The organism is Xylanibacter ruminicola 23 (genome assembly GCF_000025925.1).
Lineage (GTDB): Bacteria > Bacteroidota > Bacteroidia > Bacteroidales > Bacteroidaceae > Prevotella > Prevotella ruminicola.
Window position 1 is genome coordinate 3474283 of the sequence record NC_014033.1, and the last position, 12517, is coordinate 3486799.

13 protein-coding genes are annotated in these 12517 nt (G+C 43.4%); 11 read left to right on the top strand and 2 right to left on the bottom strand.

What is annotated here, in order from left to right:
• Positions 1 to 26: 26 nt before the first annotated feature.
• The 9 genes from PRU_RS14455 (at position 27) to PRU_RS16200 (ending at position 6590) form a co-directional block, all read left to right on the top strand.
• Positions 27 to 680 (top strand): ATP-binding protein, encoded by a 654-nt coding sequence (locus PRU_RS14455; protein ID WP_013063007.1) that lies wholly within the window; start codon positions 27 to 29, stop codon positions 678 to 680.
• A gap of 132 nt (positions 681 to 812) precedes the next feature.
• Positions 813 to 1211 (top strand): hypothetical protein, encoded by a 399-nt coding sequence (locus PRU_RS14460; RefSeq protein WP_187288012.1) that lies wholly within the window; start codon positions 813 to 815, stop codon positions 1209 to 1211.
• Between the two features lie 16 nt (positions 1212 to 1227).
• A complete protein-coding gene (locus PRU_RS14465; RefSeq protein WP_143040100.1) occupies positions 1228 to 2250 on the top strand; it encodes a DUF6557 family protein in 1023 nt (340 codons plus the stop codon).
• Position 2251: 1 nt separating this feature from the next.
• Positions 2252 to 2554 carry a hypothetical protein gene (locus PRU_RS14470; RefSeq protein ID WP_041386393.1) on the top strand — a complete coding sequence of 101 codons (303 nt, stop codon included), beginning with the start codon at positions 2252 to 2254 and terminating at the stop codon, positions 2552 to 2554.
• A gap of 15 nt (positions 2555 to 2569) precedes the next feature.
• Positions 2570 to 2884 carry a hypothetical protein gene (locus tag PRU_RS14475; RefSeq protein ID WP_041386395.1) on the top strand — a complete coding sequence of 105 codons (315 nt, stop codon included), beginning with the start codon at positions 2570 to 2572 and terminating at the stop codon, positions 2882 to 2884.
• The gene (locus tag PRU_RS14480) at positions 2875 to 3525 is read left to right on the top strand and encodes a hypothetical protein (RefSeq protein WP_143040099.1); all 651 of its coding nucleotides are present in this window, start codon (positions 2875 to 2877) and stop codon (positions 3523 to 3525) included. The genes PRU_RS14475 and PRU_RS14480 overlap by 10 nt, the downstream gene beginning before the upstream one ends.
• A gap of 562 nt (positions 3526 to 4087) precedes the next feature.
• Positions 4088 to 5296, top strand: coding sequence for a PDDEXK nuclease domain-containing protein (locus tag PRU_RS14485; protein WP_013063459.1), 1209 nt, complete (start codon positions 4088 to 4090; stop codon positions 5294 to 5296).
• Positions 5297 to 5879: 583 nt separating this feature from the next.
• A complete protein-coding gene (locus PRU_RS14490; RefSeq protein ID WP_013063743.1) occupies positions 5880 to 6425 on the top strand; it encodes an HU family DNA-binding protein in 546 nt (181 codons plus the stop codon).
• A 63-nt stretch (positions 6426 to 6488) separates the two neighbouring features.
• Positions 6489 to 6590, top strand: coding sequence for a smalltalk protein (locus tag PRU_RS16200; protein ID WP_177168164.1), 102 nt, complete (start codon positions 6489 to 6491; stop codon positions 6588 to 6590).
• A 69-nt stretch (positions 6591 to 6659) separates the two neighbouring features.
• Here the strand turns inward: PRU_RS16200 and PRU_RS14495 are convergent, their stop codons facing one another.
• Both PRU_RS14495 and PRU_RS14500 read right to left on the bottom strand, forming a co-directional pair.
• Positions 6660 to 7301, bottom strand: a complete 642-nt coding sequence (locus tag PRU_RS14495) for a helix-turn-helix transcriptional regulator (protein ID WP_013064366.1) — start codon at positions 7299 to 7301, stop codon at positions 6660 to 6662.
• A gap of 130 nt (positions 7302 to 7431) precedes the next feature.
• A complete protein-coding gene (locus PRU_RS14500; protein WP_013065272.1) occupies positions 7432 to 8241 on the bottom strand; it encodes a tRNA threonylcarbamoyladenosine dehydratase in 810 nt (269 codons plus the stop codon).
• Positions 8242 to 8548: 307 nt separating this feature from the next.
• Between PRU_RS14500 and PRU_RS14505 the strand changes: the two genes are divergently transcribed.
• Together PRU_RS14505 and PRU_RS14510 are read left to right on the top strand one after the other, a co-directional pair.
• Positions 8549 to 9427, top strand: a complete 879-nt coding sequence (locus PRU_RS14505) for a hypothetical protein (RefSeq protein WP_013063145.1) — start codon at positions 8549 to 8551, stop codon at positions 9425 to 9427.
• A 17-nt stretch (positions 9428 to 9444) separates the two neighbouring features.
• Positions 9445 to 12513 (top strand): SusC/RagA family TonB-linked outer membrane protein, encoded by a 3069-nt coding sequence (locus PRU_RS14510; RefSeq protein WP_013064792.1) that lies wholly within the window; start codon positions 9445 to 9447, stop codon positions 12511 to 12513.
• Positions 12514 to 12517 lie beyond the last annotated feature (4 nt).

A 12517-nucleotide genomic window follows, 5' to 3' on the forward strand; every position in this document is an offset into this window, starting at 1 on the left:
GTGATTAATATATAAAGAATAAAGTTATGGAGAATGAAAAAAAACGATTTTCAAGTGAGATAAAAGTGATAGACGAATTATTTCCAAAGGGAAAAGTCTCAATTCTGGCATCTGGTCCCGGTGTGGGCAAAACAATATTTGCTTGCAAAATAGCCAAGTGGTTAACTTATCACAGGGAACGCGTTCTTTATGTCAATATGGCGTCTGACCATATAAATATAGACACTTCGGATGACGATACTATTCCATGGAAATGTAGCTTATTAGACATGCCTCTTCTTTCAATAGAGGATATATCGTTTGTATTGTCAAGAAGATATACTTTTGACACCATTATTCTCGACTACATAGAATTGATGTATTTTGTCAAAGGTATAGAATGCTTGAAAAGGAAAGAAGAACTAAATGCTATTTGGCATTTTCTTGACCATATTGCAAAAGAAAAGAACATTCGTGTAATAGGATTGTCCCAGTTGGAACGAGGCCGTATAGATGGAACAGAAGAGTCTTGTTTCGATAAAGTGCTGAAATACTTAAACAGGGATTTTGTTAGGGAAAGACTTGTCGTTTTACATCGCCCTAGTTATTATGAGCCACAAGATAATAATACTGAGCAAGTACAATTAATAACGTTTAAGAATGGAATAAAAAAGGAAAACATATTAGAAAATACAAAATAGGAAAAGAAGTAATACTTACAGGCTTACAGGTTTAAGTTACAATACAATATAAAGCGCGATACAGAAAAGCTCAACCTCTGCCCCAAAACGGCAGGGGTTTCTTTTATCTTTGCACCATAAATGAAAAATAGTATGAACTCGAACAGAAATTCCAGAAGAAAAGATTGTCTTATAATGGTGTTGACAATCGTTATTATTACCCTCGTCGCTATCGTTTTATGTGGTTCATTAATGAGGGTACTTGAAGGACGCTTGCTATTTCAACTATTTGTTGCAGTATTGTTAAGTGTTTCCGCTACCGGTATAATAACGACTCTGTTATTATACTCACAGCGTATACAACATGAGGAATGGGTAAGAGCACAAATGGTGTTTTTAGAGGAACAAATCAGAGACCAACGGCTTTTTGAGTCAAAGCAAAAGCAGAAAGAAAAAGAAAGGCTTTGGGGATTTTTAAGAAAACTATGTGATATGGTTAAAGACCAGAAGATCTTACCTGAATACATCTACAAGGAATTATATAATGAATAAAGATATAAGAACAATTATGACTTTCAAAGAATTATTAAACAGCGTTACATTTGAGGAGGTGGCTCCCTGTCTTTTGCATTTGCATCCAGATGCAGAGGGTAATTTGAAATGGTATAAGATTCATTTCGATATGTTGCGTCAGATGACACCCAAGCATCATGATGATGCAAATAGTGATGTGTGCAATATCACAATGGAAAAGTGGAGGGAAGGTAAGATGATTCTCGATGCTCATCCAATGGAGGGTGATTTGTGGGAGCATTCACTAACAAAAGAAATCATTCTCGCTCCTGATGTTGAAGCTACAAATGCTGAATTAGCAGCTTGTTGCATCTGGCATACCTCATTCTATGGCTTTGTGGATAAGCAGGCACAGGAATGCTTAAGGTTTGACGAGGATGATTTAGATATCAAAGACAGGTGGGACGACTCTATCTATAATAAGGTAAAAGCAATGCGGTATTTCTCCATCATTCGCAGAAATGGTGGCCATGTTCCTACTTTGAAAGAATTGCCGCAATCAAAGAAAAAGGAATTGATTAAGCAATCTAAAGAATATTTCTGGTGTATCAGTGAATCGATGAACAATACTAAAAAGAAGAGGATGTTCCGAAGAGAATTTATGGGCTACTACTACGAGCGTATGGCAGCTATCAGCAGGTTTATCGTTCAGGCAATTCCGGCATTGGGTGACGAAAGAAATAATATGAGTATTGAACAACTCTGTGGTTTGTTTAAGTCAGACCTATTTAGCCCAGAAACAATCACATCGTATGCTGATGAGCATACGAATGGGGCAAAGTATTTCTGCGATTTACTGGAGATGGAAGATATCAATACCAGATTAGATAGAATGGTAGTGGTTCTAACAACAGGAGAATATCATAAAGAACTGACGGAAGACGAACAACGCTTATGCAAGCTTCTTATTGGCAATTGTAAATCAAGCAACATCCTCTTGGCTACAGACCCCTCATTAGGCAGACAAGTCCGTATCGACTATGCTACGTTTAATTTAAAATATCCATTAGTAAAATAATATGGGAAAAAGGAAAGTGAGAAATGATGACTATATTAATAGTTTTCCAATAAGTGAGGTCTGGGGGACTTATCACTATTTGGCACGAGAGATTGCTCCTCGATTGAAAGCTTTCAAGGCTCTTGATAAACATGGATGGCCAGAAGATTTCGAGAGCCAGGAGGATTGGAATAAGGCTATTCAGAAGATGATTGATGCTTTTGATTTGGTGAAGTACTATTCTCCGTCTTATGAAGAAGATATACGGATTGTTGAACAAGGGGTGGAATTGTTCTGCAAGTATTATCGTGATTTGTCGGATTAACAATATTGATTCTATATGAAAAGGAAGAAGAAAGATGACTCCGCTGAGAACTGGAGTTACAAGAATGACTTTCCAATAGAGGAAGTCTGGAACACAGACAATTATTTGGCTGGGGTGATTGCTGCTAGATTAAAAGCATTCAAAGCTCTCGACAAGCATGGCTATTGTCCTGCGTTTAAGGGAATGGCAGAATGGAACAAGGCCATTCAGAAGATGATTGATGCATTCGAGTTACTGAAGCATATAACAACATTCAGTGAAGAAGAAGAAAAGACCATTGAGGAAGGACTTGAATTGTTCTGCAAGCATTATCGAAATTTATGGGATTAACTAATCGTGTTATTATGGACAACAATGTAGATGTTATAGAGAGGGAGATCTTTCTAAAATATAATGATTATCGCTGTTATAACTCTGATAATGATGTGCTTTTGTCCCTACGAAAAGGCATCATCAACAAGCAGATTCTGGCAAATCAAAAAGAGCTATTACCTGATATTATCGCCTTTAATGATGCACTGCGTGAGGCACTTCGTGACATGTACGATCGAGCTCATCGTATCTGGGATAAGATGATAAACATCATAGATGAGGGTGATGGCGAAGAGATGGAGCTTACTGCTAAAATATATCTCGACACAGACTATCCGGCTTTGCATCCTATACAAGGTGATGATAGGCAGGATTTGTGGTACGCACTGTGTGATGATGATCTGAATCCTATGTATGCTGATGGCATTTCTGTGCTGACTCTGACATTCCCCAGGGATGAGGGCTATACTTTTGATACGTTCATAGGTATGGATTGCCCTCCACCTAATTGGAATGAAGGTCTTGACCCTGAGTTGACAAAGGACTTGCACCTCATCAGCCAATTCCACAATCTCTTTCAGCATATGTTGTTTGCCATTACTGATTTCATCTATGTAAGGAAGTTCAAGACGGAGATTAATATTGAAATTATACAGTAAATAAACAATAAATGTTTTTGGTAATTTAAAAGAAATGATTACCTTTGCACACGAAGTTGAGTCATGAAATGGCTGGTGACCCATCTTCGGGTGCTCATTGAAAGCAATTTATAGCAGAACGTGGAATTGAGAACGGTCTCCAATCCGTAACCCAGAAAATCCTCAAATCCCCAGACTGCCTCTATTTAAAGAAATCCTGCAAATTCTTGCAAAGTTACAAAAAAACCTTGTAACAGCAAAGCGATTTTGGAAGATTAACGCAATTCGGCCTAAAATAAAGGCAAGACGGGGAAGAATGAAGAAGTATTTTGGATGGAAGTTTACCTAATGTGGCAAGTATAACATTAATTCCATGATTAACAAGCCTTGCAAATGATAGTTTTTGAGTAAAAACTTGTTGTTATCAAAAAAAAGTGTGTATATTTGCACTCATGAATGCTAATGACCAGAATATCACATATACCTTTTATAAATTGGGGCCAAGTTTTATTACGTGGTTCTATCCTTTTGCATACTATATAGGTAGAAAGAACAGATTATTGATTAATTTTGCAAACGCAATATGGCAACAGACAAACAGAAACTACAGATGAGTGAAGATTTTGACTCTTTGGTCAGACGTATACAGAACACGAGCGATGTCCTGCAACAAGACGCTCGATTGGTCATCAATCGGAATGTCACCACACGTGCGTGGCTGACAGGTTTTTATATTGTGGAATACGAACAGCACGGAAAGGATCGTGCAAAGTATGGCGATAAACTGCTAAAACGTTTGGCTGAACAATTAGATGACAAAAGCTTCAGCCTTGCCAGTCTGAAGAATTATAGGCAATTCTATCTTTATTATCCTGAGATAGCACGACCTATAGCAGACTATTTACAGCATAAGACACAAAAAAGCCAATCACTGATTAGCCTTTTTCAACAGATAGGAAATCAGAGACTTATAAAAAGCCAATCACTGATTAGCCTTTCTGATGGATTACAATCAGATATTGTTTCTGAGGATGGATTTGCTATTAAAGCGGCAAATGGGAATGTGATGGCTGCTCCTGATATGGTATTTAATAGATTATCTTTCACACATATAGCGCAGTTGATACACTTGAATGACCCTCAGAAACGAGCATTTTATGCCATCGAAGCCATGCGTGGACCATGGAGTGTGAGAGAACTTCAGCGGCAGATAGACAGCAATTACTACGAACGTAGCGGGTGGAGTAAGAAACCAGAACTGTTGGCAAGCAAAGTCAATGACAAAATAGAGAGACCTACTTTCAGAGGAGAACTGAAATCGCATTATGTATTTGAGTTTTTAGGGCTATACGCAAAAGATACTATCGAGGAAGATGTATTGGAGCAAAGCCTCATTGACCATCTGGAAGAATTCTTGTTAGAGCTGGGCATGGGATTCTGTTTGGAGGCACGACAGAAGAAACTGCTTATCGACGATCGTTACTTCAAGGCAGACTTGGTGTTTTACCACAGGATATTGAAATGTCACTGTATCGTGGAATTGAAAGGGCATCGTTTGGATTATGCGGATGTTGCTCAGTTGAATATGTATATAGAGTATTATCGCAAGAACTATATGCAACCTGAAGACAATCCCCCTGTAGGTCTGCTCCTCTGCACAGAGTACGGACAAGAAATGGTTGAATACTTATCACCATTCGTGGATCCTCAGTTGTTTGTAGCACAATACGAACTTCAACTGCCCAGCAAGGAGAAGATGAAGGAATTCCTGTTGAGAGAAAACAGAGGATAATTTTTTTTTGAGATTTACAAGCCTTGCAAACGGAAATCGCTTGCAAGGTTTGTATTATGGTAATAGGACGTAATTGATCGTCACATTGTAACTTTGTAACAATGTAACATTAAGGTGGTGGTAGTTTGGGTGGGGAATGGTATAAGAATATATAATAATTATAATTATTATATATTTATAGTGGGGTAGGCTGCAATTTGGATGGGGCTTAATGTTGCAAAGTGGCAAAGTGGCGATGTGGCAACCGAAAAATGCGCATCCTGGACGTTATTGGCGAGAGGTAATCTTTGAGGGTCGAAAATTACGGCTTCGAGCATCGTATATTACGGCTCGTTCATTTTCATCAAATTCGTGCTGAAAATCGCGATTAAGCGAGAACAGGGTCATGCTCGCATGAATTCTGTCGAGCGTGAGCGATTTCGATGAATTCTTCATCAAAATCGGGCCAATTGGAGGGCCGAAATTTGGAGGCGCACGAAAAATGTTGTACCTTTGTACTCGCAAACAAGAAGCGGGAGGTCGGTCACCCGATGTAGTTGGCCGCAAAGTATCTAATACCATGTAAAACACACATTTTAAAATTATGGCAAAGATTTTGTACGAAGTAAAGCAGAACACTAACAGCGTATCGAGTGCCTTCGGCAAGTGGTTCGCAATCATCAAGAACCTGGAAACGCTGAACACACGCAAGTTGGCTGCTCACATCTCGGAGCACGGCTCTATCTACACCCCCGACGTGGTGTACGGCGTGCTGGAGAAGTTCCGCTCGTGTCTCATCGAGATGCTGTTGGAGAGTAAGAAGGTGAAGATTGATGGCCTTGGCACATTCTACTGCACCTTGGAGAACCAGAAGAACGGCGCGGTGAAAAAGGATGAGTTTAACGTTGGCAAGCATCTGAAGGCGCTGCACATCCGATTCCTGCCCGAGCAGGCTGCCGAGGAGAATATCTCGTCGAGGGAGTTCCTGAAGAAGGCCGAGTTTATCAACGTCGAGAGTCTGTTAAAGGGTGAGTCGGATGACAAGCCAGCTGGCGGCGGTGCGAGCGGTGGAAACACCTCTGGTAGCGGCAGCGGTCAGAACACCGGCGGCAACCAGGGCGGTGGCAGCCATGAGCCCATCGGCGACTAAGGGCTGGGGCGAAAGCCCCACCCAACTTTAAATGTAAAAATGCAAAAATGTAAAAATTGAGTTATGAGTAAGAAAGAAACGATTAAGTTTGTGGCGCAGCTGATAGCATCGATTGCTACGGCAATCATCACGGCGCTGGGCACAACCTCGTGCATGGGGTATTGAGCAAAAACAGGGGCCGAAAAGCGAATGGCTTGGGGAGGGGAAACCGATGTTTCTCCTTCCCTGTTTTTTTTAGATGTAAAACTCTGAAGGGTCGACCAGTCCGGCACGGATGGCATACTTAATGAGTTCGTGGGCTGTGTTGATGCCCAGTTTGCGGAAGATATTCTTGCGGTGGGTGGTGATGGTGTGGATGCTCGAAAAACGCTCTTCGGCAATCTCCTTGGTGGTTTTACCTTGGGCGATGGCTTTTACGATTTCGGCTTCGGTGGCGGTTAGAATGTCAGGCTTTTCCTCGTCGTTCTGCTGTGAGATAATCACTTCGAGCGCACGCTGACTGATAAAACGCTGATGGTGACTTACAGCGTGCAGGGCATCGCGCACGTCCTTCATCGGTCCGTCCTTAAATACTATGCTGAACTGATGCGATGAATAGATGACGCGACGCAGGAATTGAGGCGTCAGCTCATCGCTGATGAGCAGCCATTGCGATAAGGCAAAGCGTTCGCTTACAATCAGCAACTGGTCTTCGTCGGCAAAATCAAACAGGGTATAGTCGAGTATCACCACAGCATGCTCGTGCTCCTTTAGCTTGGCAACCAGACTTGTTTTGTCTGATGCTCGGTATATCTGGTTCTCGTCGTTCTGCTTGAGCAGACTTTCGATTGCAAACCTTGTTATTTCCTGATTATCTGCTATTATATACTTTGCCATAACTGTTCCGATTTTGGGTGCAAAGATACAAAGAATAGATATAACCTCCAAATATCTGGCGATATTTAGATAATATATCTATAAACGTGGCGTTAATTGATGTTTTTTGCTGGATTCGAAGCCTGTTTGCCTATTTCGTAGAATAATATTCTATATCTTCTATCACCAGACCTGCCAACATAAAACCAAAGATAGCGGTGATATGAGCAAGCGTACCATTGATCTGGGCTTTAGAAGAGCACCACTCGTGGTTCAACAGACTCTTGTCGCCTGGACCATTCTGGGCTTTGGGGCACATGCACTTCTCGGTGCCACAGGTGGCATTATGCCCCCGGTTCTCCAGTAGCTCGTCGCTATAAACGCACTGGAACTTTCGCTTAGGGAATTGCTTCTGCGACTTGAATTTCTTTCTAAGTGCGCGGGCCAGTGGATCGCCCTGTACCTTCCAGAACTCTGTAACTTTGATACGGGTAGGATCCAGCTTTAAGGCAGCTCCCATTGATGAGAACAGTTTGGCATTAGTACGACAAGCCAGGAGAATAAGCGTAGCCTTATCTTTCAGCGAATCGATGGCATCGATGATGTAGTCGTAGGTGTCGAGTTCGAACTCATCTGCATTCTCTGCCGTGAAAACCTTTTGTAGGGCATTAATCTCTACTGAAGGGTTGATTGTTAGCAAGCGCTCTTTCAGTGCATCTACCTTTACCTGACCGACGGTCTTTGTGGTAGCCATCAGCTGGCGGTTGATGTTGGTGATACAAACGCGGTCGCTATCCACAATCGTCAAATGCCTGATACCACTACGTACCAGACTCTCTGCGCACCATGAACCAACACCTCCCACGCCAAAGATAATCACCCTTTTCTGGGCGATGCGCTCCATAGATTCATTGCCTAAAAGCAGTTCGGAGCGACGGAATATTGCATCATCTGTTGCCATATCGTTATATTTTGGCTGCAAAATTAACATATTTCCTGCAAATAAATAACAAAATAGGTCGAAAAATACCAATATACCATCAATGTGGTATATGGAATGCCATAGGGTAGGGATTGTGGGGATGGAGAAAACGCCGTACCTTTGCACCCAGAAACATTAATTAATTATTTAAAGGGTTATAAAGGTATGAAAAGAACAATGCGAATGCGTATGCAAGATGTTTGTTGTTGTCGCCAGATGATGATGACAATGATGATGAAGGAGGGTATATATATAATAGGTATAAACAAAATTAAAAAGAAGCAATATGAAAAAGATAGCATTAACAATAGCAGTATTATTCAGTATCAGCATCAGCAATATTTGGGCTGAAGGTAACGGTGTGAACGACGTTAACGAAGTTAAAGGCACCAACAATACAACCGTACGCACCATTAAGGCACCACGCTTTGCGCGTCCATTGGTCGAAAAGTGGATTAAAGAATACGCAAAAACACAACCAGGCGTAGAGTTCCAGATTGCAAAGGGACAAGGTAATTCCGACCTGAATGTAGTACTTGATGATAAAAACTTTAGCCAGATTGTTTATTTCGGAGAGACAGCCGTGCTGCCTATCACCGCACGTAGCTCTGAGGCAGCCCGACTGCTCGAAGGTAAACACTTGAACAACAAGAAACTAAAGCAGCTTTATTTCCTGAATGAGGATTTTGACGAGGAAGTAAAGAAGAACAAGGCTTTCGAAACCATCACTGTTTATAGCGGCAGCAATGCCACATCGGTAGCTTCGTCGTTCGCTCACAATTTTGGCGAGGAGAGCAGCAATTTCCGTGGCAAGCGTATATCAGGCGACGACCTGTTTTTGAACACCGCTTTGGCAAAGGATCCTCTGGGCGTGTCGTTCAACGCACTTCCTAATATCTTTGATCTGAAGAGCCGCCACCTGAAAGAAGATCTCTCGCTGGTAGGTCTTGACGTGAAGAAGGACTTGGCCAACAGTTTCAGCGATAACGGCACACTCGACGAACTGCTTACAGCACTCGAGAATAGTAAGGAGTCGGAGGTTGCTATCGAGAAAGTCGGCATCAGTGTGAACAATGCCGACGACGAGGTGAACAAGTTCTTGGAATGGGTGCTGGCACAGGGCACCAAGTACAACCACGAATATGGATTGTTGAATCTTAAATAAATAGTAGTATTAGTCTTATGGGAAAAAGATTGTTAGTTGCAACGCTTGTTGCAATAGGGCCCTTAGTGGCCTTTGCGCAGAACCTGATTACCGGACACATCACAGACGTTCGCACCGGCGAGCCGCTGATTGGTGCTTCGGTGATAGTGAAAACTGATAAGGGACGAGGTGTGGTGACCGATGTGGATGGTAACTTTAAGCTTGAGACAAAGGTAGAAGCCCCACTGACCCTGAAAGTAGAATACGTAGGCTATCGTGCCCTCGATGTAGATGTTTACGATTTCGATGAGCCAGTAGAGATAGCCCTGATTGATAACTCGAACCGTCTGGACGAGGTGGTAGTAGTAGGTTATGGTGTACAGAAGCGTAAGCAGCTTACTGGTGCTGTAACTACCGTAAAGAATGATGAACTGCTGAATACCTCGACCTCGTTCGATAACATCCTGGGTGGTGCCGTTGCTGGTCTTGATGCCACAGCATCATCTGGTCAGCCAGGTGCATCGGTAAATATCCGCATCCGTGGTGGTAACTCTATCAATGCCGGTAACGAGCCCCTTTATGTGATTGATGGTGTACTGCTGTACAACAGTAGTTCGGCCACTAATGCCGGCAATAGCGTGGCTGGTACAAACTTTAATCCTTTGGCCTCAATCAACCCATCTGACATCGAGTCGATCGAGGTGCTGAAGGATGTGTCAGCCTCGGCTATCTATGGTTCGCGTGGTGCCAATGGTGTAATAATCGTAACCACCAAGAGTGGTAAACATGGTAAGGTTAAGGTGGATTACGGTTATTCTATTGGCGTATCGTCGGTCCGTAAGCGTTTGGATGTGCTTAACGCTGAGCAGTGGGGCGAGTTGTATCTGGAGTTGGCAACCGATGCCCAGAAGAAAGCTTCGGGTGTTACACCTGAGTTGGTTAAGACTTGGGGCGAGGGCACCGATTGGCAGGATGCTTTGTTCCGTACTGCTACCACCCAGCAGCATCAGGTATCGGTAAGTGGTGGTTCGGATAATGAGCGCTTCCATATTTCGGGCAACTATACCAATCAGGATGGTGTGATTCGCGGCTCAGGATTTACCCGCTTGGGTGCACGTTTGAACTATGAACGTGACATTCTGAAGAACGTAACCGTTGGCCTGAAGACGAGCTTCTCAAAGAGCACTCAGACCGGTTCTCAGTCGTTCCGCGGACAGTCGAACGGTGTGAGCGGCCTGCTGGAGTTGGCCTTGCGTACATCGCCTGCAGTACCTATTTATAATACTGATGGTACCTACAACTATGCTAATCCTTTTGAGGCAGGCGACTTTGTGCGCAATGGCCTGACTCCAAATGCTATTGCCGACCTGAGCGAGGTGGATGCACAGACACGTGTTGATAATACGCTGGTGAGCGCTTTTGCACAGTGGGAAATCATCAAAGGGCTGAAATTGCGTACACAGGGTTCGGTAAACATCCTGAATACCCGTCAGAGTGTGTTCGGTCCTGCCACCTCACAGATTGGTTTCAACTCTGATGGCTATGGTGCCGTGGGTTCAAAGCGCTGGGAGAGCGACCAGGTTGAGGTCACCCTGACATGGAACAAGAAAATTGGTAATATCCACGAGTTCGAGGTGCTGGGTGGTTATACCTATCAGCAGGAGAAGAGTGAGCGACTGCTGGGCAGTACAGCTGATTATGCCAACGACAATCTGGGTTATCAGAGTCTGCAGTCGGGTTCACAGCTGATTGCTACCGAGACCGATTTTGTAACATCGGTTCTTTATTCAGGTATCGGTCGTATCAACTACTCGCTGCTGGATCGCTACCATCTTACAGCCACCTTGCGTGCCGATGGTTCAAGCCGTTTTGCCAAAAACAAGAAATGGGGCTGGTTCCCATCACTTGGATTTGCTTGGAATGTGAACGAAGAGAAGTTCCTGAAGAACATCAAGTGGATTGAAGACTTGAAACTGCGTGCCAGCATTGGTACTGTGGGTAACCAGGAGATTGGCGACTATACCTTCCTCTCAACTTATGCAGCTACCCATTATTTCCTTGGCGGTATTAAGAATACAGCCTATTACCGTTCGGCTTTGGGCAACGACGACCTGAAGTGGGAAACTACCACCTCGTACGATTTGGGTTTCGACTTTAATATCCTGAAGGGTAAACTGGGTTTTGTTTTCGATGTGTATCACAAGAAAACTTCCGACCTGCTGCTGAATATTCCTGTTGAGCAGACTACAGGTTTCAGCAGCCAGCTTACAAACGTAGGCAACGTCACCAATGATGGTGTTGAGTTTGCTGTTAATGCCACCCTTTGGCAGGCCAAGGACCTTACATGGCAGGTGAGCGCCAATATTGCCCACAACCACAACGAGGTAACAAGCATCGGTACCGGACAGAGTGAGATTATCAACGGCAACCAGACCATTATCCGTCCAGGCGAAGCACTCGGTACTTACTATGGCTGGCAGTTTGATGGCATCGTGCAGACATCCGAGGATTTGAAGTCGGTTCCTGCACCATCCAACAAACCAGTCGTAGAATATGGCGACGTGAAGTATGTAGATCAGAATGGTGATGGTGTGGTAGATCAGGAGAACGACCGTGTAGTACTTGGTTCAGCACAGCCCGATTTTACCTATGGTTTTGCTACTCAGCTGCGTTATAAGAGTTGGAACTTGAGTCTTAACTTCCAGGGTTCATATGGTAATAAGCTTTATAACCAGATGGAACAGGCACTCGAGTCGCCTAATGCCAGCTATAATGCTTCCACCAAGCTGCTGAACCGTTGGACAGCCGAGAATCCCAGCACTACCATCCCACGTGCCGTAGCTCAGAATAACTATAGCGCTTATCTTGATAGCCGCTTTATTGAAGATGCCAGTTATCTGCGCCTGAAGAATATTCAGATTGGCTACAATTTCCAGCCCAAAGTGGGTAACAATCAGAAACTGGGTGTTTACCTCTACGCTTCGGCCCAGAACCTGCTTACAATAACCAATTACAGTGGTTATGATCCTGAGTACAGCGGCTACGTAGATCGTGGAACCTATCCTGCATCTCGTACATTTACATTTGGTGTTAAACTGTCGTATTAATCTT

Coding starts and splice junctions, on each gene's coding strand:
- PRU_RS14455 (WP_013063007.1), top strand. CDS start 27: ATGGAGAATGAAAAAAAACGATTTTCAAGTGAGATAAAAGTGATAGAC.
- PRU_RS14460 (WP_187288012.1), top strand. CDS start 813: ATGAACTCGAACAGAAATTCCAGAAGAAAAGATTGTCTTATAATGGTG.
- PRU_RS14465 (WP_143040100.1), top strand. CDS start 1,228: ATGACTTTCAAAGAATTATTAAACAGCGTTACATTTGAGGAGGTGGCT.
- PRU_RS14470 (WP_041386393.1), top strand. CDS start 2,252: ATGGGAAAAAGGAAAGTGAGAAATGATGACTATATTAATAGTTTTCCA.
- PRU_RS14475 (WP_041386395.1), top strand. CDS start 2,570: ATGAAAAGGAAGAAGAAAGATGACTCCGCTGAGAACTGGAGTTACAAG.
- PRU_RS14480 (WP_143040099.1), top strand. CDS start 2,875: ATGGGATTAACTAATCGTGTTATTATGGACAACAATGTAGATGTTATA.
- PRU_RS14485 (WP_013063459.1), top strand. CDS start 4,088: ATGGCAACAGACAAACAGAAACTACAGATGAGTGAAGATTTTGACTCT.
- PRU_RS14490 (WP_013063743.1), top strand. CDS start 5,880: ATGGCAAAGATTTTGTACGAAGTAAAGCAGAACACTAACAGCGTATCG.
- PRU_RS16200 (WP_177168164.1), top strand. CDS start 6,489: ATGAGTAAGAAAGAAACGATTAAGTTTGTGGCGCAGCTGATAGCATCG.
- PRU_RS14495 (WP_013064366.1), bottom strand. CDS start 7,301: ATGGCAAAGTATATAATAGCAGATAATCAGGAAATAACAAGGTTTGCA.
- PRU_RS14500 (WP_013065272.1), bottom strand. CDS start 8,241: ATGGCAACAGATGATGCAATATTCCGTCGCTCCGAACTGCTTTTAGGC.
- PRU_RS14505 (WP_013063145.1), top strand. CDS start 8,549: ATGAAAAAGATAGCATTAACAATAGCAGTATTATTCAGTATCAGCATC.
- PRU_RS14510 (WP_013064792.1), top strand. CDS start 9,445: ATGGGAAAAAGATTGTTAGTTGCAACGCTTGTTGCAATAGGGCCCTTA.